At 66.9% G+C, this 19,208-nt stretch carries 16 protein-coding genes; 5 read left to right on the top strand and 11 right to left on the bottom strand.

Annotation, left to right across the window (positions count from 1 at the left end):
* Nucleotides 1-44: 44 nt before the first annotated feature.
* The 3 genes from QX126_RS29910 to argG all read left to right on the top strand — a co-directional run bounded on the left by QX126_RS29910 (nt 45) and on the right by argG (nt 2,806).
* Nucleotides 45-530, top strand: coding sequence for a hypothetical protein (locus QX126_RS29910; RefSeq protein WP_315740454.1), 486 nt, complete (start codon nt 45-47; stop codon nt 528-530).
* A 46-nt stretch (nt 531-576) separates the two neighbouring features.
* Complete coding sequence (locus tag QX126_RS29905) at nt 577-1,356, top strand: phosphatase PAP2 family protein (RefSeq protein WP_315758650.1); 780 nt, start codon at nt 577-579, stop codon at nt 1,354-1,356.
* 112 nt (nt 1,357-1,468) lie between these two features.
* Entirely contained in the window at nt 1,469-2,806 is a 1,338-nt protein-coding gene (argG, locus tag QX126_RS29900) for an argininosuccinate synthase (RefSeq protein WP_315785759.1), read from the top strand.
* Between the two features lie 244 nt (nt 2,807-3,050).
* Here the strand turns inward: argG and QX126_RS29895 are convergent, their stop codons facing one another.
* The 10 genes from QX126_RS29895 to sdhC form a co-directional block, all read right to left on the bottom strand.
* Complete coding sequence (locus QX126_RS29895) at nt 3,051-5,153, bottom strand: OmpA family protein (RefSeq protein ID WP_315785757.1); 2,103 nt, start codon at nt 5,151-5,153, stop codon at nt 3,051-3,053.
* A 244-nt stretch (nt 5,154-5,397) separates the two neighbouring features.
* Nucleotides 5,398-5,616 carry a hypothetical protein gene (locus QX126_RS29890; protein ID WP_315758646.1) on the bottom strand — a complete coding sequence of 73 codons (219 nt, stop codon included), beginning with the start codon at nt 5,614-5,616 and terminating at the stop codon, nt 5,398-5,400.
* Nucleotides 5,616-6,101 (bottom strand): pyridoxamine 5'-phosphate oxidase family protein, encoded by a 486-nt coding sequence (locus QX126_RS29885; protein WP_315778180.1) that lies wholly within the window; start codon nt 6,099-6,101, stop codon nt 5,616-5,618. Before QX126_RS29885 ends, QX126_RS29890 begins: the two co-directional genes overlap by 1 nt.
* Before the next feature lie 86 nt (nt 6,102-6,187).
* Nucleotides 6,188-7,015 (bottom strand): FkbM family methyltransferase, encoded by an 828-nt coding sequence (locus tag QX126_RS29880; protein ID WP_315785754.1) that lies wholly within the window; start codon nt 7,013-7,015, stop codon nt 6,188-6,190.
* Between the two features lie 118 nt (nt 7,016-7,133).
* The gene (locus QX126_RS29875) at nt 7,134-9,089 is read right to left on the bottom strand and encodes an ABC transporter ATP-binding protein/permease (RefSeq protein WP_315785750.1); all 1,956 of its coding nucleotides are present in this window, start codon (nt 9,087-9,089) and stop codon (nt 7,134-7,136) included.
* Between the two features lie 64 nt (nt 9,090-9,153).
* On the bottom strand, nt 9,154-11,304 hold the full coding sequence (locus QX126_RS29870; RefSeq protein WP_315785747.1) for an ATP-binding protein: 2,151 nt from the start codon (nt 11,302-11,304) through the stop codon (nt 9,154-9,156).
* 121 nt (nt 11,305-11,425) lie between these two features.
* Nucleotides 11,426-12,208 (bottom strand): succinate dehydrogenase iron-sulfur subunit, encoded by a 783-nt coding sequence (locus tag QX126_RS29865; RefSeq protein ID WP_315740445.1) that lies wholly within the window; start codon nt 12,206-12,208, stop codon nt 11,426-11,428.
* Nucleotides 12,209-12,256: 48 nt separating this feature from the next.
* On the bottom strand, nt 12,257-14,095 hold the full coding sequence (gene sdhA / locus QX126_RS29860) for a succinate dehydrogenase flavoprotein subunit (RefSeq protein WP_315785744.1): 1,839 nt from the start codon (nt 14,093-14,095) through the stop codon (nt 12,257-12,259).
* Nucleotides 14,096-14,098: 3 nt separating this feature from the next.
* Nucleotides 14,099-14,473 carry a succinate dehydrogenase, hydrophobic membrane anchor protein gene (sdhD, locus tag QX126_RS29855; RefSeq protein ID WP_315740508.1) on the bottom strand — a complete coding sequence of 125 codons (375 nt, stop codon included), beginning with the start codon at nt 14,471-14,473 and terminating at the stop codon, nt 14,099-14,101.
* A 20-nt stretch (nt 14,474-14,493) separates the two neighbouring features.
* On the bottom strand, nt 14,494-14,892 hold the full coding sequence (gene sdhC / locus QX126_RS29850) for a succinate dehydrogenase, cytochrome b556 subunit (protein WP_008965547.1): 399 nt from the start codon (nt 14,890-14,892) through the stop codon (nt 14,494-14,496).
* A gap of 558 nt (nt 14,893-15,450) precedes the next feature.
* On the opposite strand from sdhC, the gene QX126_RS29845 reads away from it, so the two are divergent.
* Entirely contained in the window at nt 15,451-15,708 is a 258-nt protein-coding gene (locus tag QX126_RS29845) for a hypothetical protein (RefSeq protein WP_315778175.1), read from the top strand.
* 7 nt (nt 15,709-15,715) lie between these two features.
* On the opposite strand, the gene QX126_RS29840 is transcribed toward QX126_RS29845, so the two are convergent.
* Nucleotides 15,716-17,242 carry a malonyl-CoA synthase gene (locus tag QX126_RS29840; protein WP_315785740.1) on the bottom strand — a complete coding sequence of 509 codons (1,527 nt, stop codon included), beginning with the start codon at nt 17,240-17,242 and terminating at the stop codon, nt 15,716-15,718.
* A 186-nt stretch (nt 17,243-17,428) separates the two neighbouring features.
* Between QX126_RS29840 and QX126_RS29835 the strand changes: the two genes are divergently transcribed.
* Nucleotides 17,429-18,187, top strand: a complete 759-nt coding sequence (locus QX126_RS29835) for an SDR family oxidoreductase (RefSeq protein ID WP_315785738.1) — start codon at nt 17,429-17,431, stop codon at nt 18,185-18,187.
* Nucleotides 18,188-19,208: the final 1,021 nt, after the last annotated feature.

Here is a 19,208-nt window from a genome sequence, read left to right as displayed (position 1 = left end):
GCGAAGAAAGCGGGGCCTCGCTTGGGTAACACGGGTCTAAAGCCATGGCGCTGATTGGCCGTCTCTTCGTGATCGCTTTCGCCTTTCTCGGCGCGTGCTTCCTCGCGGGGCTGATCGTCGTGACCGCGATCCTGTTTCCGGAGTTCGCCGATCTCGGCAACGGCCCGATCGATCAGGGCGCGTTCGAGGTCATCATCGGCTTCGGCTTCATCTTCGTGTCGGGCTTCGCGCTGATCCCGGCGCTGCTGATCTCACTGATCACCGAGGCGTTCTCGATCCGCAGCGTGGTTGCTTATGCGATCGGCGGCGGGGTGGTCGGCGCAGCCTGCTATCTCGGTCTCGTCCCGTTCGATCCCGAGACCTTCCGCTTCGAAGGCATCGTGCGCCGCCATCTCGAGATCCTGACCGGCGCCGGCATCGTCGGCGGACTGGTCTATTGGCTGATTGCCGGGCGCAACGCCGGCCGCTGGCGCGAGCCGCCGCCGCGCCTGCCGCCACCGCCACCATTGCCGTCGGGATCGCCACGTTGAGCCGCCGGCCTTTCCATCGCCACCTGCTTTCGCTAAACCGCGCGTCATGAACCGGACCGGCCTCTTCATCGCATTGTCGCTCGCGCTCGTCATCGGCGTGCTGTTCGGCGTCTATCCCGAGCTCGATCTCAAGCTGGCCGCGCTGTTCTACGATCCGCGCACGCGCAGCTTCCCCTTGAAGCTCGACGGCTATGCCGCGTTCGCGCGCGATGCCGCGATGTGGCTCGCCTGGGGCATCGCGCTGCCGTCCATCGTTGCGCTGGTGGTGAAGCTCATCCGTCCCGACCGGCCCCTGCTGGTGAAGGGCCGCACCATGGCGTTCCTGCTGCTGACCTTGTCGCTCTCGGCCGGCGTGCTCACCAATTTCACCTTCAAATCCTATTGGGGCCGGCCGCGCCCGGTCGTCGTGGCCGAGTTCGGCGGCGACATGCAGTTCGTGCCGTGGTGGGATCCGCGCGGCGGCTGCGGCCGCAACTGCTCGTTCTTCTCCGGTGAGGGTGCCACCGCATTCTGGACCCTGGCGCCGGCCGCCCTGACGCCGCCGGCGATCCGGCCCGTCGCCTACGGCGCCGCCGTCCTGTTCGGCCTCGCCACCTCGGTGTTGCGGATGGCCTTCGGCGGCCACTTCCTCACCGACATCGCCGCCGCCGGCCTCGTCACCTTCATCGTGATCTGGCTGCTGCACGGCTACATCTACCGCTGGCCGTCCACCCGCCTCACTGATGCCGGCATCGACGCCGCGCTGACCCGCTTCGCCTGGCCGGGCTTCCGCCTGATGCGCCGGCTGTTCGGCCGCCGCCAGCCAGACACCAGCCCCGCGGCCTGAGCGCGGGCCGGTCACCCTCAGTCGCCATTAAAGGCGTGCCCAGCAACGCAAAATCTGTTATTCGCGCCCGAATTTCTGAACGGCGCAGCCACAAACACGGTTGGACTCTCCCATGACCACGATCCTGAAAAGCCTGCCCAAGGGCGAGAAAGTCGGCATCGCCTTTTCCGGCGGCCTCGACACCAGCGCCGCGCTGCTCTGGATGAAGCAGAAGGGCGCGCGCTGCTTTGCCTACACGGCCAATCTCGGGCAGCCCGACGAGTCCGACTACGACGAGATCCCGCGCAAGGCGCTGAGCTTCGGCGGGGAGAAGGCGCGCCTCGTGGATTGCCGCACTCAGCTGGTGCATGAGGGCATCGCCGCGATTCAGTCGGGCGCCTTCCACATCTCGACCGGCGGCATCACCTATTTCAACACCACGCCGCTCGGCCGCGCCGTCACCGGCACCATGCTGGTCGCCGCGATGAAGGAGGACGGCGTCAACATCTGGGGCGACGGCTCGACTTACAAGGGCAACGATATCGAGCGGTTCTACCGCTACGGCCTGCTCACCAATCCCAATCTCAAGATCTACAAGCCCTGGCTCGACCAGCAGTTCATCGACGAGCTCGGGGGCCGCGCCGAGATGTCGGCGTTCCTGACCGCCAACGGCTTCAATTACAAGATGAGCGCCGAGAAGGCGTATTCGACGGACAGCAATCTCCTCGGCGCCACCCACGAGGCCAAGGATCTCGAGAGCCTCAGCAGCGGCATCCGCATCGTCAATCCGATCATGGGCGTGCCGTTCTGGCGCGAGGATTGCGCCGTGAAGCCGGAGACGGTCGTGGTCCGCTTCGAGGAGGGTCAGCCGGTCGCGCTGAACGGTCAGACCTTCAGCGATCCCGTGGCGCTGTTCCTGGAGGCCAACGCGATCGGCGGCCGTCATGGTCTCGGCATGAGCGACCAGATCGAGAACCGCATCATCGAGGCCAAGAGCCGCGGCATCTACGAGGCGCCGGGCATGGCGCTGCTGCACATCGCCTATGAGCGGCTCGTCACCGGCATCCACAACGAGGATACGATCGAGCAGTACCGCATCAGCGGCATGCGCCTCGGTCGCCTGCTCTATCAGGGCCGCTGGTTCGATTCGCAGGCCCTGATGCTGCGCGAGACCGCGCAGCGCTGGGTAGCGCGCGCCGTCACCGGTGAGGTGACCCTGGAGCTGCGCCGCGGCAACGACTACTCGATCCTCAACACCGAGAGCCCAAACCTGACCTACCAGCCGGAGCGGCTGAGCATGGAGAAGGTCGAGGACGCCGCCTTCACGCCTGCCGACCGCATCGGCCAGCTGACGATGCGCAATCTCGACATCACCGACACCCGCACCAAGCTGAAGCTCTATTCGGATACGGGCCTGCTGTCGGGATCGGAAGGCGCGGAGATCTTCCAGCTCGGCCACGACAAGAGCTGAGTTGGAGCTGTCGAGCGCAATCCGCGCCGTCTCCACCGCTGTCGTCCCTGCGAACGCAGGGACCCATATCCACCGACTGACATGGTGAGAGCCGGCTGCGGCTCCAGCCGTCGCAAAACTGGATCCTGTGAGTATGGGTCCCTGCGTTCGCGGGGACGACACCGAACAGGACGAAACGGATTGCCACTTACAAAAATGGCCGGGATCGCTCCCGGCCATTTTCATTTTCAGATCGGACGCAACCTCAGCGCGGCGGTGCCACGCCCGGAGGCGGCGGCGGCAGCGCGGCCTGGCCGCCATTGAGCAGCGGCGTGATGCGGCGGACCGTGACGCGCCGGTTGATGCGGCTCGGCCCCTGCGTCTGCTCCTTCAGATACTGCTCGCCATAGCCCTGCGAGGTCAGATTCTCCGCGGGGACGCCAAACTGCTGCGTCATCAGCGTGGCGACCGATTCGGCTCGGCGATCGGAGAGCGACAAATTGTCGGTCTCGTTGCCGACCGCGTCGGTGTGGCCTTCGATCAGGAAGACCTCGCGCGGGTTGCGCTGGATCGCCTGGTTGAGGCCGTCGGCGATGACCTGCAGCTTCGCCACCTGGTCGGGACCGATCTCCCACGATCCGGTTTCGAAGGTGATCGTGTTGAGATCGATCGACGGCATCAGCTGGCGCACCGACGGGGAGTAGCGGACCTCGTCCAGCGAGTAGCGGCGCTGGACGCGCTCCACCGGTGGCGCGATCAGCGTGTCGTAGATGACATCCGGCGGCGCCTCCTCGGCGTCGACGATGTAGCGGTTGTAGGGGATGCGGATCTCCGGCGGCGGCAGGTCGACATAGAAGCCGCCGACCGCGGCGGGATCGCGATAGGCGTTGTCGATGATGATGATCTCGCGGCCGCCGATATCGCGGCGGATGCGGCGCAGCAGCCGGCCGTCGGCCGCCGTGACCGTGATGATCTGGCTGCCGTCGGGGCGGATCACCACCGTGCGCATCTCGCCGCGATCCTCCCGCTGCACGCGGATGTCACGCGCGCCGTAGCGGAAGCGCTCGAGCTCGTCGTGACGCACGAAGGACTGGCCGCTCGGATCGCGCACGATGACGCGTCCCGGCTCGTAGATCAGTGTGCGACCGCCCTCCTGGACCTCGCGGCGCTGGCCGCGGAAATCGTCCAGCCGCTGCGGCCCAGCCATCGGCGCGCCCGGCGCGATCGGCGTGAGCTGCTGTGCCGTCGGCGGTGGCGGCGCCGGGATGGGCGCAGTGACCTGCGGCGGCGGCCGATTGGACATGGCCGGGGGTCCGGCGGGCGGCACAGCGCCCGGACCGGCCTGCGGCGCGCCGGCGGGTCCCGGCCCCGGTCCAGCAGCACCGGGACCTGCCGCTGGAGGCGGCGCACCCGGAGCGCCTGGAGGCGTCCCCGGACGTCCGCCGGGCGTCGGGCTGCCGGACGGCGTTCCTTGCTGCGACGGCGTCTGGGTGGCCGCAGGCGCGGGTGGCGCCGGCGGGGTTCCCGGAGCAGGCGCGACCGTACCGGCCGGCGCGGTGGGAGCACCCCGCGGCGGGGGCCCGCCTTGCGGGGAGCCAGGCGGCGGGCCACCAGCGCCCGGCCGGCCTCCCGGCGCCGGTCCCCCCGGAGCGGGAGTCGGCGCGGCGGAAGGCTGCGGCGACGGGCTTGCGGCCGGCGGCGAATGGGGCGGCGTCGCGCCAGCCGGGGGCGGCGGCGTTCCAGGCCGCTGAGTCGGCGCCGCACTTGGAGGCGGAGCTGGGGGCGGAGGCGGAGCAACCACGGGCGGCGAAGGCGGCGTCGGCCGTGATGGTGCCGCAGCGGGCGGCGGCGGAGCAGGCGGAGCCGCCGGACGCGGAGGCTCGCGCACCACGGGCGGCGGAGCCGGCGGATGCGCCGGAGGCGCAGCGGCCGGGGGCGGCGGCGGTGTCGGACGCGGCGGAGGAGCCGCAGGCGGCTCTGCGCGCGGCGGCGGCGGTGCGGGGCGCGGTGGCTCCGCACGCGGGGGCGGCGGGGGAGGTGGCGGAGGCGCGGGCCGCGGCGCCGCTGCCGGGGGAGGCGGCGGGGGAGCAGGACGAGGCGGAGCCGCCGCGGGTGGCGGCGGAGCTGCAGGCGGTGCCTGGTGGGGCGGTGCAGCGGCCGGCGGCGGGCCACCCGGCCGCTGCGGCGGGCCTGGCGGTTGACCATGCGGCGGTTGCTTGGGCCGACCGTCCGGGCCGACCTCGCCGCCGGGGCCGCCTGGACCCTGCGCCATGATCATCGGCGCGCTCTGCGCGTGGGAGCCGGAGCTCATTAGTTGCATCGCCGACAGCGCAGTCGTCGCCAGCAGCAGGACGCGAAGTTTGCTCATGTGTCTTGTTTTCCCGGAACGATCTTTTTCAAGCACGGAGAGATCAACGAGTATGCGTTAGGCCGGATTGTGGCGCAGTTCAAATCCGCAGGCGGATTTATTTCGACGCGAAACCACCCCCGCAGGGCCGCCATTCAGGTTTCATTCAGTCTTGATTTTCAAGGGCTTGGCCCAATCGCCGAAATGCGGGACCGGCGCACGGCCAGCCCCTTCGCAGGCGATCATCATGACCACTCAATCGCGGTCAATCCGTGGCCGGATTGGGCGTGGTCGGGCCGAGCGGCCCTCGGCCGGGAATTTCGTCTGGCGTCTGCCCGGGCAGCTCGCGCGGGGGCGCCGGCGCATCGGGTTCGTACACCGGCGGCGGAATGTCGGGCTGCGGATTGCCAACCGGATCCTCCGGCGGCGGTTCGACCGGGCGGCCCGGCGTCGCCGGCGGAATCTCTGGCGGTTCTATCGGCATCACATCGCAACCTTTCGATGGTCGCCGAGGTCGGGACGCGTGCCGCTGACGGCGGCCGCCGCCATCTTGACGTAGCGCACGATGGTGCCGGGCGAGTCCCAGAACTCGGCGTCGTCAGGCGTGATCTTCAAGAGGCGGATGTTCGGATCCTCGGCGCTGTCCCACCAGGCCTTGGCCGGCGTCGAGAACAGCTCTCGGATCTTGCCGCGATCGTTGGAAATGGCCGCGGTGCCCGTCAGCGACACGTATTTCTGGCTGCCGACGTCTGCGAACGACAGGTTGACCTCGGGCGAGCGCGCGATCTCCTCGTCCTTGTGATGCCGCGCGTCAGTGAGAAAGTAGATCATGTTCTCGTCGCGCGCGAGATAGGCGCTCATCGGCCGTGCCCGCAGCCTGTCACCGTCGCGGGTGACCAGCATCGCGAAGCCGATCTTCTTCATCAGGTCCCAAACGCGACCCTGGTCGCGCGCGTCGTCGTTGCTCATGGCCGGCTCCCTCAATGTCAGGAGCGACAACGCCGCGTGGGGCGCCGATGTTCCGGACGTATTGGGGACGGCGACAGAATGCCGATTCAGCCGCGCAACAACAGCGTGTTGCTGCGCGTGCGGCCGCATTCGCGGTAGCCGCGACCGAGCATGTCGGCGAGACAATCGTTCTGCCATTCGTCGCGCGACAGGTGTTCGATGACGACGGCCCGCGGCCACAACGCGGCAGGCGCGTCACGGAAGAAGCAGGTCAGCACGCGGTCCTCGAAGCCTTCCACGTCGATCTTCAGCGCATCGACCCTGGTCGCTCCGGCCTGTTCGAGGATGGTCTGCAGCCGCAACGACGGGACCTTGAATGCTTCAGCACCCGCCTCTCCGATCACGATGTGGCTGGCGCCGAGATTGTCGCCATCGGTCTCGATCATCACCTCGCCGTCGTTCTCGCCTGCCGCCGCCGCGACGAGCCTGACCTGGGACAGCGCGGACGCATCGCGATTGAAGCTCAGCCGCGCATGCGTGACCGGATGCGGCTCCACTGCGATCACGAGACCGCCCGGCCCGACGTGACGTGCGAGCGGCAGGGCGAACGTTCCGACATTGGCGCCAACGTCCACCACCACGCCGCCCGACGGAACGTGGCTGCGCAGGAAATCCAGCTCCTCACGATTGTAGTCGGGATTGAACAGCGCACCACGTTCGGTCGCACTGACCTGATGATAGAAGCGGAAATTGGCGCCCTGATAGCCGACATCCAGAGGACCTGCCCCCAGCACGTTGACGACGCGCGTCAACATCGGCCGGAACGCGCCGCGCTTCAGGCCGGAGCCGTGCGCCAGCCGGATCACCAGCGCCTGGGCGGCATTCGGAGCGAAGGCACCAAAGGAGGGCGGAGAAGGATCGTTGTCGGGCGTCAAGGTCGCGTCCTGGGCTGAGGGCGACGTGTGATAGCCGGTTTCGCCGCGATCTCCAATGCAGGCGGCGTGGCCGCATTGTGTCGTCACCAGGACCGCGCTGAGGCAACACCCGAGCCGCTCAGGCCGCCTTGCGCTGACGCAGGAAGCGGCCGATCAGGCGACGCCGTCCCTTGCGCGGAATGAGATCAATGTCGCTGACGAGCTTGGCGCCGCCCTTGCGCCGCTCGAGCACGATCTTGCGGCTGTGGAAGGCCTCCAGCTCGGCACGATGCGCCACGCTGACGATGGTGGCCTTCGGCAGCTCGCTCGTCACGATCTCCATCATCCGGTCCTGGCTCTTCTCATCGAGCGCGGAGGTGGCTTCATCGAGCACGACGATGTCGGGGCTGTGCAGCAGCAGGCGCGCGAAGGCGAGACGCTGCTTCTCGCCGCCGGAGAGCGTCTGATCCCAGGGCGCGTCCTCCTCGATCTTGTCCTTGAGATGGTCGAGACCGACCTTGTGCAGGGCTTCGCCGACCTGCGCCACGCTCCAATCCTCGGCAGCCCCGGGATAGGCGACGGCCCGGCGCAGGGTGCCCGATGGCACGTAGGGCCGTTGGGGCAGCATGAACAGCTTGCGGTCGGGGTGGAGGTTGATGCTGCCGCCGCCCCACGGCCACAGCCCGGCGATGGCGCGCACGAGCGTGCTCTTGCCGGTGCCGGATTCGCCCGCGACGAGCAGGCGCTCGCCGGGATCGACCACGACCTCGGTCTCGCCGACCACGGCGGTGCCGTCGTCGAGGGTCACCTGCAGATCATTCAGGCTGAGCATCGCGTCGCCGGAGGTCTCGCCGCGCTTGATGCGGCCGATGCCGTCGCCTCTCTCCGCACGCTCCAGCGCATCGAGCGACATCATCAGCGAGGCGATGCGGCGGGCACAGGCATTCCAATCCGCGAGCCGCGGATAGTTGTCGACCAGCCAGCCGAACGCGGTCTGCACGATCGTGAACGCGCTCGCCGCCTGCATCACCTGCCCGAGCGTCATGCTGCCGTCGAGAAATTTCGGCGCGCACAGCAGCAGCGGCACGACAGGGGCGATGAGGCTGGAGCCCTGCGACACCAGGGTGGTGCGCATGTGCTGGCCGGCGAGCCGCGCCCATTGCTGCAGCACGTTGCCGAACGTCCGGTCGATGCCGGCGCGCTCTTCGGTCTCGCCGCCGAGCAGGGCGATGCTCTCGCCGTTTTCGCGGACGCGAGTCAGGGTGTAGCGGAAATCGGCCTCGGCCTGGTTCTTGTCCTCGGAGACCTGCACGAAGCGGCGGCCGATCGTCATGATCGAGCCCGAGGCAATGGCGGCGTAGGCGATCGCGGCGATGACCAGAAAGCCGGGAATGGTGATCTCAGCGGCGCCGAGATGCAGCGTCAGCGCGCCGCCGATGGTCCAGAGCACGACGATGAAGGTCGCAGCCGACAGCAGCGCCGAGGTCACGCCGGCGATGAAGTCGACCGGCGAATCGGTCGCGATGCGCAGGTCCTCGGCGATCCGGTATTCCGGATTCTTGTGGTCGCCGCTGACGAGATTGAGCTGATAGTAGCGCCCGCTGGCCAGCCAGCGGGTGACGACGCTGTTGGTCAGCCACGCCCGCCAGCGCCGCTGGATCGACATGCGCGCATAGACCTGGGCGACGCCGAGAATGACGCTGCCGATCGCAAGCGGGAAGAAGATCGCGGTGAGATGAAAGACGGTCGCCGAATCGCGTTTCTCGATCGCATCGAAGATCGACCGATTCCAGACGTTGACGCCGTACTGAAATCCGACAGTCGCAACGATCAGGAACAGCAGCCCGAACGTGAACGCCCACGCCAGACGGTCGCCGCTCTTGCCCCAATAGCCGCGGGCGCTGATCCAGAACCGGGTCAGCAGATAGCGCTTGCGCAGTTGCTCGGCCTCTTCGGGCGACAGCTCCGGATCAGGCTCCACCAGTTCGGGCGGCGGCGGCTCGACCTGGGCACCATTCTCAGCGGCGATCTCGATGATCGGCGCCTTCTCCGACGCCTGTGCCCCCGGCCGCGCGATGTCCTGAACCTGTCCCATTCCGCGATAACAGCAACGCAACCAGAAGGTTCCCACCCGGGTTCCCGCGCAATTCGCGGCGCTTTCAGGGCACCTGCGTGTTCGGCGCCATCGGTGGGGCGCGATACAGCGGCACGGGAACGACCTTGTGCAGCACACGCGACAGTTCCTCGATCGAATAGGGCTTGCGCAGCAGCTCGAAGCCGTGCGTGCCCTGCTGCACCAGCACATGGCTGTAACCGCTCGCCAGCACGACCGGCACGTTGAGCTCGAGCCGCCTGATTTCCTCGGCAAGCTCCAGCCCGGTCATTCCGGGCATCACGACATCGGTGAAGACGACGTCGAACCGGCTGGTGCCGCCGATAAGCTCCTCCAGCGCGTCTCTGGCGTTGTCGACCAGCGTGGTGCGATAGCCGAGCTCGGCCAGCGCTTCGGTCGCCGATCTGCCGACGTCGATGTTGTCCTCGACCACCAGCACCGACATGCCTCGACCGCCGATCGGCTCCGCATGGCTGCCGTCCTCGCCGCGCTGCACTTGGGCTGGAGCGACGCGCGGCAGATAGAGCGTGAACGTCGCGCCGCGACCCTTTTCGCTCGTGACCCCGATTTCGCCGCCGGACTGCTTGGCGAAGCCGAACACTTGCGAGAGACCGAGGCCGGTGCCCTGGCCGATGGTCTTGGTCGTAAAGAATGGCTCGAAGATGCGTCCGAAATGCTCCGACGGGATGCCGACGCCGGTGTCCTGGACGGTGATGGCGACATAGCCCAGCGGCGGACGGTCGTGCGGCGCCGACGGCGTCGGCAGCGCCGCTGCTGGGGCGACGGTGATGCTGAGACGTCCCTGGCCGGCCATCGCATCGCGGGCATTGACGGCCAGGTTGATCAGTGCCGTCTCGAACTGGCCGGCGTCGGAATTAACGTAGCACGGCTCGTCGGGAACGGAGACCACGACCTCGACGCGCGACCCGACCAGGGTCTTGGTCATGTCGCGCAGGGCGACGACGCTGCGGCCGATGTCGAAGACCTCCGGCTTCAGCGTCTGGCGCCGGGCGAACGCGAGGAGCTGCGACGTGAGCTTCGATGCGCGCGCCACCGTATCCGAGATCGCGTCGATATAGCGCTGCCGCCGCTCATCAGCCAGATTCGGCCGGCGCAACAGATCGGCCGAGGCCCGGATCACGGTCAGCAGATTGTTGAAGTCGTGCGCGACGCCGCCGGTCAGTTGTCCCAGCGCCTCCATGCGCTGACCGTGCTTGAGCGCATCCTCGGCTTCGAGGCGGCGGGCGGCCTCGACATGCAGGCGCTCGGTCCGCCGCCGGGCAAGGGCCAGGAAGACGATGAGCAGCGCGGTTGCCGGGATGCCGAAGATGAGGTGCCGGCCGATCGTGCCGAGCCAGCGGTTGCGGATGGTCGACGTCGCCAGCCCTGCCGAGACGTAGACGGAATAGCCACCGAGCCGCTGATAGCCGACGAGACGCTCGACGCCATCGACCGGCGAGATCTCGGTGACGAGCTGCTCCGTATCTGCGGCCCCGGCGGGGACGTCGCTGGGGTCCGCGGCCGCGCTTCTCCCGCCGGCCGGGAAGCGCGCCAGAATGAGGCCATCGAAGCGGCGCAGCGCGAAGTAGCTGCCGGGCGCCCGGCCGATCCGGGCATAGAAGTGCTCGAAATAATCCGGAAGCACCGAAGCCTGGATGATGCCGGTGAAGCTGCCGTCGTCGCTCTGGCGGCGGCGGCTGATGCTGAAGAACGGCGCGCCCTGATAGGGCGGCCGCGGCGTCAACTGCGCGCCGATGAAGGTGCCGATGCTGTCCTTGACGTGGGCACTGAAGTAGTCGCGGTCGAGGAACGTCATGTCCGGCGCCGGATAGATCATGCTGTTGACCAGCGGCCGGCCATTGGCATCGAACACCCAGGCGGACTTCATCTGCGGCAGCGCGTCCGACAATTGGCGCAACCGGGCATGCAGCACCTGCTCGCGCGCCTTGATATCGGCATCCGACAGGTCGCGGACGACCTCGTCGATCTCCGAGAGGCTGCGTTCGATGGTCTCGAACACCTTCAGCGCGTGCTCGTGGACGATTTCGAGCGAGCGGCGGATCTCGCGATCGGCCTCCTCATATGTCGTGCCGTGGGATACGTAGGCCGCGATCACGAACAGCGCGACGGGAAGCGCGAGGGACGCGACCATCATCCAGCGCAGCATCGTCAGCGATTTGCGTTGTGCGGTCTGCACGGTCGCTCCGGCTTCAAAGGGCCACGAGCTTAACGCAATCGACGGCAGCTACAAACTAGCCGCGCCCGGAACTTGCACCAGTTTCGGGCGCGGAAGGTCAGATCGAAAGTGGTCGGCCCGGCTAGATCTGCCGCTCGACCAGCTTGAGCTTCAGCTCGGCGATCGCCTCGGCCGGGTTGAGCCCCTTCGGGCAGGCCTTGGCGCAGTTCATGATGGTGTGGCAGCGATACAGCCGGAACGGATCCTCGAGGTTGTCGAGCCGCTCGCCGGTCGCCTCGTCGCGGCTGTCCTTGACCCAGCGGTTGGCCTGCAGCAGCGCCGCCGGACCGAGATAGCGCTCGCTGTTCCACCAGTAGCTCGGGCACGAGGTCGAGCAACAGGCGCACAGGATGCACTCGTAGAGGCCGTCGAGCTTCTCGCGATCCTCGTGGCTCTGCCGCCATTCCTTCTGCGGCGTCGGCGAGGTCGTCTTCAGCCAGGGCTCGATCGAGGCATATTGCGCGTAGAAGTTGGTGAGGTCCGGCACCAGGTCCTTCACGACAGGCTGATGCGGCAGCGGATTGATCTTGACCGCGCCGTCCTTCACGTCGTGCATCGACTTGGTGCAGGCCAGGGTGTTCTGGCCGTCGATATTCATCGCGCAGGAGCCGCACACACCCTCGCGGCAGGAGCGGCGGAAGGTGAGCGACGGATCGATGTGGTTCTTGATCCAGATCAGCCCGTCCAGCACCATCGGGCCGCAATCTTTGACGTCGACGTAATAGGTATCGACGCTCGGATTCTTGCCGTCGTCCGGATTCCAGCGATAGACCTTGAACTCGCGAACCTCGGCGGCGCCGGCCGGCTTGGGCCAGGTCTTGCCGCCGGTGATCTGAGAATTCTTCGGAAGTGCGAACTCAGCCATTTCGGAAGGCCTTCTTGGGTTTGACGGACGGGCTCAGGTCACACGCGATCAGTACACGCGCGCCTTCGGCGGAATGTACTGCACGTCGTTGGTCATGGTGTAGTTGTGCACCGGACGGTAATCGATCGTGGTCTTGCCATCCTTGCTGTCGATCCACGCGAGCGTGTGCTTCATCCAGTTCGTGTCGTCGCGATCCGGGAAGTCCTCGCGTGCATGGGCGCCGCGGCTCTCGGTCCGGTTCGCCGCCGAGTCCATCGTCACGACCGCCTGCGCGATCAGATTGTCAAACTCCAGCGTCTCGATCAGGTCGGAATTCCACACCAGCGAGCGGTCGGACACTGCGATGTCACCGATGCCGCCATACACCTTGTGGATCAGGTTGTGGCCTTCCTGCAGCACCTCGCCGGTGCGGAACACGGCACAGTTGGTCTGCATCACGTTCTGCATGCTCTCGCGAAGCTTCGCGGTCGGCGTGCCGCCGGAGGCGTGGCGATAATGATCGAGCCGGCTCAGCGCCTTATCGGCGGAGTCCTTGGGCAGGTCCGGCTGCTTGCCGTTCGGCGTCAGCTTCTCGGCCAGCCGCAGCGCCGCCGCGCGGCCGAACACCACGAGGTCGATCAGCGAGTTCGAGCCGAGCCGGTTGGCGCCGTGCACGGAGACGCAGGCCGCCTCGCCCACCGCCATCAGGCCGGGCACGATCGCGTTGTCGTCGCCGTCCTTCTTGGTCAGCACCTCGGCGCGATAGTTGGTCGGGATGCCGCCCATGTTGTAGTGCGCGGTCGGCACGATCGGGATCGGCTCGCGCGTGACGTCGACATTGGCGAAGATCTTGGCGGATTCGGAGATGCCGGGCAGGCGCTCCTGCAGCACCTTCGGATCGAGATGGTCGAGATGCAGGAAGATGTGGTCCTTCTTCCGGCCGACGCCGCGGCCTTCGCGGATCTCGACGGTCATCGCGCGCGAGACGACGTCTCGCGAGGCGAGGTCCTTTGCGGACGGCGCATAGCGCTCCATGAAGCGCTCGCCCTCGGCGTTGACGAGATAGCCGCCCTCGCCGCGCGCACCTTCGGTGACAAGACAGCCCGAGCCATAGATGCCGGTCGGGTGGAACTGCACGAACTCCATGTCCTGCAGCGGCAGGCCGGCGCGCAGCGCCATGCCGCCGCCGTCACCGGTGCAGGTGTGCGCCGAGGTGCAGGAGGCATAGGCGCGGCCATAGCCGCCCGTCGCCAGGATCGTGGTCTGGGCGCGGAAGCGGTGCAGCGTGCCGTCATCGAGCTTGAGCGCGATGACGCCACGGCAGACGCCCTGGTCGTCCATGATCAGGTCGATGGCGAAGAACTCGATGAAGAACTCCGCGGCGTGCCGCAGCGACTGGCCATACATAGTGTGCAGCATGGCGTGGCCGGTGCGGTCGGCGGCGGCGCAGGTGCGCTGCGCCTGGCCCTTGCCGTAGTCCAGGGTCATGCCGCCGAACGGCCGCTGGTAGATCTTGCCGTCCTCGGTGCGCGAGAACGGCACGCCCCAATGCTCGAGCTCGTAGACCGCCTCGGGCGCGTTGCGCACCATGTACTCGATCGCGTCCTGGTCGCCGAGCCAGTCCGACCCCTTGACGGTGTCGTACATGTGCCAGCGCCAATCGTCCTGATGCATGTTGCCGAGCGAGGCCGAGATGCCGCCCTGCGCCGCCACCGTATGCGAGCGGGTCGGGAACACCTTGGTGATGCAGGCGGTGCGCAGGCCCGCCTCGCTGCAGCCGACGACCGCGCGCAGGCCGGCGCCGCCGGCGCCGACCACGACGACGTCATAGGTGTGGTCCTCGATCGGATATGCTTTTCCGTTCGTCGCGGGCGCGCCGTTCGCGCTGCCATTTGCTCCGCCGGCCATGGCCTAGACTCCAGTGGACAGTTTGATGAGGGCGTAGATCGAGGCGAGCGCCACGGTCACCGCGAAGAAGTTGTTGGCCATGATCGCGACGAGCTTGAGCGGCTCGCTGTGCACATAGTCCTCGATCACGACCTGCATGCCGATCTTCATGTGCCAGCAGCTCGCGATCACGAACAGCAGCATGATCACGGCAATCGGAATCGAGCCCAGGATCTGCGCCGCGCCGGCCTGGTTGCGGCCGAGCAGCATGATCACCACGATCACGACCGGCACGATCAACAGGGTCATCGCGACCGCGGTGATGCGCTGGCGCCAGAAATCACCGGTGCCCGAATGGGCCGCGCCGAGGTTGCGGACGCGGCCGAGCGGGGTGCGCATCGACTTCGCGCGTGCGTTGCTCATCGGCCGCCTCCCACTGCGTAAGCCACGATCCAGACCAGGACAGTCAAGGTGATGCCGCCGATCAGGGCACCCCAGGTGAGCGTCTCGCGCTCATTGGGCTTGAAGCCGTAGCCGAGGTCCCAGACGAAGTGGCGGATGCCGGACAAGAGATGGTGCAGGAGCGCCCAGGTGTAGCCGAACACGATCAGGCGGCCGAGGAAGCTGCCCATGAACCCCTGGACGTAGGAGTAGGCGCTGGGACCAGACGCGGCGGCGATCAACCACCAGGCCAGCAGCAGCGTCCCGAAATATAGTGCAACCCCGGTGGCTCGATGGACGATCGAGAGGATCATCGTCAGCGTCCAGCGGTAGGTTTGCAGATGCGGCGAAAGCGGTCGTTCGATCCTGGCTGTCATTGGTTGCTTTGATGATTTCTTGTGGGCCGTGAACGGAAGGGGCTTGCGGCCATGTGGATCGGCAAGGCGGGGTTTATTTACGGAGAAGGAACAGGCGTTGCAACGAACAAATCGCCCAAAACCGAACGACGATTCAGTGCTAGGCGACCGGTGGAAAAAGGACCAATGGCCGCCGTGGTATACCAGAAACCCATCCTGACCGGATATGACGAACCATCGTTCATTCTTATCTCCTCACCAAGGCCGTTACCAACGCGGCGAGACTGTTGAATAGCGCCGACTGTCGAGCATTGATTCACCGCTTAACCTCGGTCTTGAGGAAGCGGGTTTCGCGACAAGAGCCAGTGCCATCTGACGATTCTGCAAACCTGCCCGGAGCGATACGCGGAGCAACAACCTGCGTCGGCGACCGCCTGCGCTGCAGCAAATCTCCCTCGATCTCCCAGGTTCCTCGCCGCGCAAACGGCCCCTCCGCCGGTCGATTTTGCCGCATGTCGCCGCCCGGCGAAGCGGCTTAGTCTCAGGCGACGTGCAACAGACGCGGTGCAGGGAGCCTTGATGCCGCTGCCGACGGTCCGACCGACAACCACCGAACGCCCGGCGGCACTGCCGGCGCGCAAGGTGTCGTCGCACGAGCCCGCCGAGGAGCCGTTGACCTGCGTGCTCGGCTTCACCGCCTCCGGCCTGTTCGCCGCCTGTCTCGCATTCGCCATCCAGCACGAGATCGCCTCGCTCGCCGTGCTCGAATTCGTGCTGATCTGCGCCGCGCCGCCGCTGGCCGCGCTCGCCGGCCTCGCGATCGGACGACGGCGCTAGGCCGCCGTCACTTCGTGTAGATGTCCTTGTACTGGTCACGCAGCACGTTCTTCTGCACCTTGCTCATCGCATTGCGCGGCAGCTCGTCGACCACGAACACGCGCTTGGGCATCTTGAACTTGGCGAGCCGGCCGTCGAGGCCCTTGAGCACGCCGGCCTCGCTGACATCAGCCCCCGGATGGCGCACCACGACCGCGGTGACACCTTCGCCGAAATCAGGATGCGGCACACCGATGACGGCGGACTCGACCACGCCCGGCATGGCGTCGATCTCGCTCTCGATCTCCTTCGGGTAGACGTTGAAGCCGCCGGAGATCACGAGGTCCTTGCCGCGGCCGACGATGTGGACGTAGCCCTGTTTGTCGATCTTGCCGAGATCGCCGGTGATGAAGAAGCCATCGTCACGGAATTCCGACTTGGTCTTCTCAGGCATGCGCCAATAGCCCTTGAACACGTTCGGGCCCTTCACCTCGATCATGCCGATCTCGTCGCGCGCGAGCTCCTTCGCCGTCTCGGGATCGGTGACGCGCACCGAGACTCCGGGCAGCGGGAAGCCGACCGCGCCGGGCACGCGCTCGCCCTCGTAAGGATTCGACGTGTTCATGTTGGTCTCGGTCATGCCGTAGCGCTCGAGCACGGCATGGCCGGTGCGCGCGAACCACTCGCGATGGGTATCGGCGAGCAGCGGCGCCGAGCCGGAGATGAAGAGCCGCATGTGGCTGGTCGTCTCCTTCGACAGCCGCGGGTTCTGCAGCAGCCGCGTGTAGAAGGTCGGCACGCCCATCAGCACTGTGGCGCGCGCCATCAGGTTGATGATCAGGTCCGGATCGAGCTTGGGCAGGAAGATCATCGACGCCCGCGCGAACAGCGTGACGTTGCTGGCCACGAACAGGCCATGGGTGTGATAGATCGGCAGCGCGTGGATCAGCACGTCGTCCTTGGTGAAGCGCCAGTAGTCGATCAGGGTCAGCGAGTTCGAGGCGAGATTGTCGTGAGACAGCATCGCGCCCTTGGAGCGACCGGTGGTGCCCGACGTATAGAGAATGGCGGCGAGATCATCGGCGCCCCGTGGCACGGTGGTGAACGCCTTGTCGGCCTTGTCGGCCGCCTCGGTCAGCGAGCCCGTGCCTGACGCATCGAGCGTTTCCACCTTGGCGCCGACCTTGGCCGCCAGCGCGCCGATGCCCTCGGCCTTGGCCGGATCGCAGACAACGACGGTCGGCTCGGCGTCGCCGATGAAATAGTCGAGCTCGTTGAGCGTATAGGCAGTGTTGAGCGGCAGATAGACGCCGCCGGCGCGCACCGTGGCGAGATAGAGCACGAGTCCGGACACCGACTTCTCGGTCTGCGCCGCGACCCGGTCGCCCGGCTTGACGCCGCGAGCCGCCAGCACGTTCGCCATCTGCCCTGCCCGCGCGATCAAATCGCCGTAGGTGGTGCGCTGGCCGTCATGGGTCTCGATCGCCAGGCGGCTGGGATCGTCGAGGCCATCGAACAGGCGGGAGAACAGATTGGCGTTGGCGGCTTGGTTCATGCAACATTCCCCTGGGAGCATCGGCAGGCCGGCAGTGCCAGCCGGCGGAACATCATGCTCGACGAAGACGAAAAGGGCCGGGACGGCGAACAAGACCGGTGACATCGCCATCACCACGGTCGCCATCTCTGATCGAGGCTGCTCTAGCAAAAACGCCCTTTCGAAGGCAACGGGAGACGCTGGGATATGGTCAAGGGAAAACGGATCGCGTGGATCACCGGCGGCGGCACCGGAATCGGCGAGGCCGGCGCACTGGCGCTCGCGGCCGACGGCTGGACGGTGATCGTCTCGGGCCGGCGCACGGCCGCGCTCCAGGCCGTGGTGGCCAAGATTGCCGCGGCCGGCGGCACGGCCGAGGCCGTTCCGCTCGACGTTGCCAAGGCCGCCGACGTGCAGGCCGCGGCCGATGCCATCCTGGCGCGGCACGGCCGAATCGATCTGCTGGTCAACTCCGCCGGCGTCAACGTGCCGAAGCGGCGCTGGGACGACATGACGATCGAGGGCTGGAACCAGCTGGTCGAGATCAACCTCAACGGTGTGCTCTACTGCATGAAGGCGGTACTGCCGGCGATGCGGGCGCAGCAGGACGGGACCATCATCAACGTCTCGTCCTGGGCCGGCCGCCATGTCTCGAAGATGCCGGGGCCGGCCTACACCTCGACCAAGCACGCGGTGCTGGCGCTGACGCACTCGTTCAACATGGAGGAATGCGTGAACGGCCTGCGCGCCTGCTGCCTGATGCCCGGCGAGGTCGCCACGCCGATCCTGGAGCAGCGCCCGGTGGTGCCGAGCGCCGCGGAGCAGGCGCGGATGCTGCAGCCGGAAGACCTCGGCCGCACCATCGCGTTCGTGGCCAACATGCCGCCGCGCGTCTGCGTCAACGAGATCCTGATCAGCCCGACATGGAATCGCGGATTCATTCAGACGCCGGGCAACAGGGATTGAGGAGCGCCGGATATCAAGCACGGCGAGCGCGCCTACAGCCCAGGACTTGGTCGTACGCGACCAGGTCCGCAACTTCGGTTCGGGCAAATACCCGGCAATGCCCCTCTCTTTATTATTATTATTTGGATCGTGAGGGCCGAGCGCGCGCCAAATAACCGGCGTCGTCCCTGCGAACGGGACCCATACCGCATCATGTTTGTAAGAGGCAGGCTGCGAGTCCCGTGCAAGACAACTGAACCCTGTGGTTATGGATCCCGGGTCGGCGCGCTTCGCGCTTGCCCGGGACGACAGCTGTGGTTGGCGCGCCCGGCGTTGCCTCCGAGAAGCAGCTCGAAGGCGAACGATCTCGTTCTCGCGACACGATGCGCCCGAGCTGTGCTGAAACTCACCGCCCTCGAATCATGAGGGCGCGGGGAAGGCCGGGCGCTGGCCGCGCCCGTGGCCCGCCTGCGAAAGAAAATGCAGGCGGCAGGTACCACAGGTCTGGCCGAGAACACCCGGCCTTCCCCGCGCAACGGCTTTAACGGCTGCTTCGCGCTCTCCTTGGTGCGCCGGGCTTGTTGGCCACCATCACGAGCGCGACACGCTAGCATCAGCACCCGCTTGATATCAGCATCGGGATATCAGGACCGCGCGACTTGACCGTGCGCGTGTCGCTGTTCGTCCGCGTGGCGACCACGCTGCAGCAACACACGCCCATCGCATCCCACTGCCAACGGTTCGTGACGGTCGCGAAACGCCCCTCATGCGGCAGCAGGGACGTGCGGAAATGTGCAGGTGATTTGCCCGACGATGCAACGTCGGCAGCGTGCGACAAAGTAGCTCGACGGGCAATTTGCGCATGGGAGGAATGCTGACGGCGTCTTCTGCGCGATACGATCTCTTTCCCCTTGGACAGTCGGCTCCCCTCCCCCTTGCGGGGAGGGGTTGGGGGTGGGGGTCCGCGGGGGTATGAACCGGGCTGAGTCCTGACAATTCAGACCGGGTTGATTCCTGACAGGCAAGCTTCGTCCGATTCGAA

The sequence above is a fragment of the Bradyrhizobium sp. SZCCHNPS1003 genome (genome assembly GCF_032381555.1).
In the GTDB taxonomy this organism is placed as follows: Bacteria; Pseudomonadota; Alphaproteobacteria; order Rhizobiales; family Xanthobacteraceae; genus Bradyrhizobium.
This window is presented reverse-complemented; position numbering and strand designations above follow the sequence as displayed.

Bases quoted from the DNA above. Each gene is read 5' to 3' on its own strand.
- QX126_RS29910 (WP_315740454.1), top strand. From the start codon at position 45: ATGGCGCTGATTGGCCGTCTCTTCGTGATCGCTTTCGCCTTTCTCGGC.
- QX126_RS29905 (WP_315758650.1), top strand. From the start codon at position 577: ATGAACCGGACCGGCCTCTTCATCGCATTGTCGCTCGCGCTCGTCATC.
- argG (WP_315785759.1), top strand. From the start codon at position 1,469: ATGACCACGATCCTGAAAAGCCTGCCCAAGGGCGAGAAAGTCGGCATC.
- QX126_RS29895 (WP_315785757.1), bottom strand. From the start codon at position 5,153: ATGAGCAAACTTCGCGTCCTGCTGCTGGCGACGACTGCGCTGTCGGCG.
- QX126_RS29890 (WP_315758646.1), bottom strand. From the start codon at position 5,616: ATGCCGATAGAACCGCCAGAGATTCCGCCGGCGACGCCGGGCCGCCCG.
- QX126_RS29885 (WP_315778180.1), bottom strand. From the start codon at position 6,101: ATGAGCAACGACGACGCGCGCGACCAGGGTCGCGTTTGGGACCTGATG.
- QX126_RS29875 (WP_315785750.1), bottom strand. From the start codon at position 9,089: ATGGGACAGGTTCAGGACATCGCGCGGCCGGGGGCACAGGCGTCGGAG.
- QX126_RS29865 (WP_315740445.1), bottom strand. From the start codon at position 12,208: ATGGCTGAGTTCGCACTTCCGAAGAATTCTCAGATCACCGGCGGCAAG.
- sdhA (WP_315785744.1), bottom strand. From the start codon at position 14,095: ATGGCCGGCGGAGCAAATGGCAGCGCGAACGGCGCGCCCGCGACGAAC.
- sdhD (WP_315740508.1), bottom strand. From the start codon at position 14,473: ATGCGCACCCCGCTCGGCCGCGTCCGCAACCTCGGCGCGGCCCATTCG.
- sdhC (WP_008965547.1), bottom strand. From the start codon at position 14,892: ATGACAGCCAGGATCGAACGACCGCTTTCGCCGCATCTGCAAACCTAC.
- QX126_RS29845 (WP_315778175.1), top strand. From the start codon at position 15,451: ATGCCGCTGCCGACGGTCCGACCGACAACCACCGAACGCCCGGCGGCA.
- QX126_RS29840 (WP_315785740.1), bottom strand. From the start codon at position 17,242: ATGAACCAAGCCGCCAACGCCAATCTGTTCTCCCGCCTGTTCGATGGC.
- QX126_RS29835 (WP_315785738.1), top strand. From the start codon at position 17,429: ATGGTCAAGGGAAAACGGATCGCGTGGATCACCGGCGGCGGCACCGGA.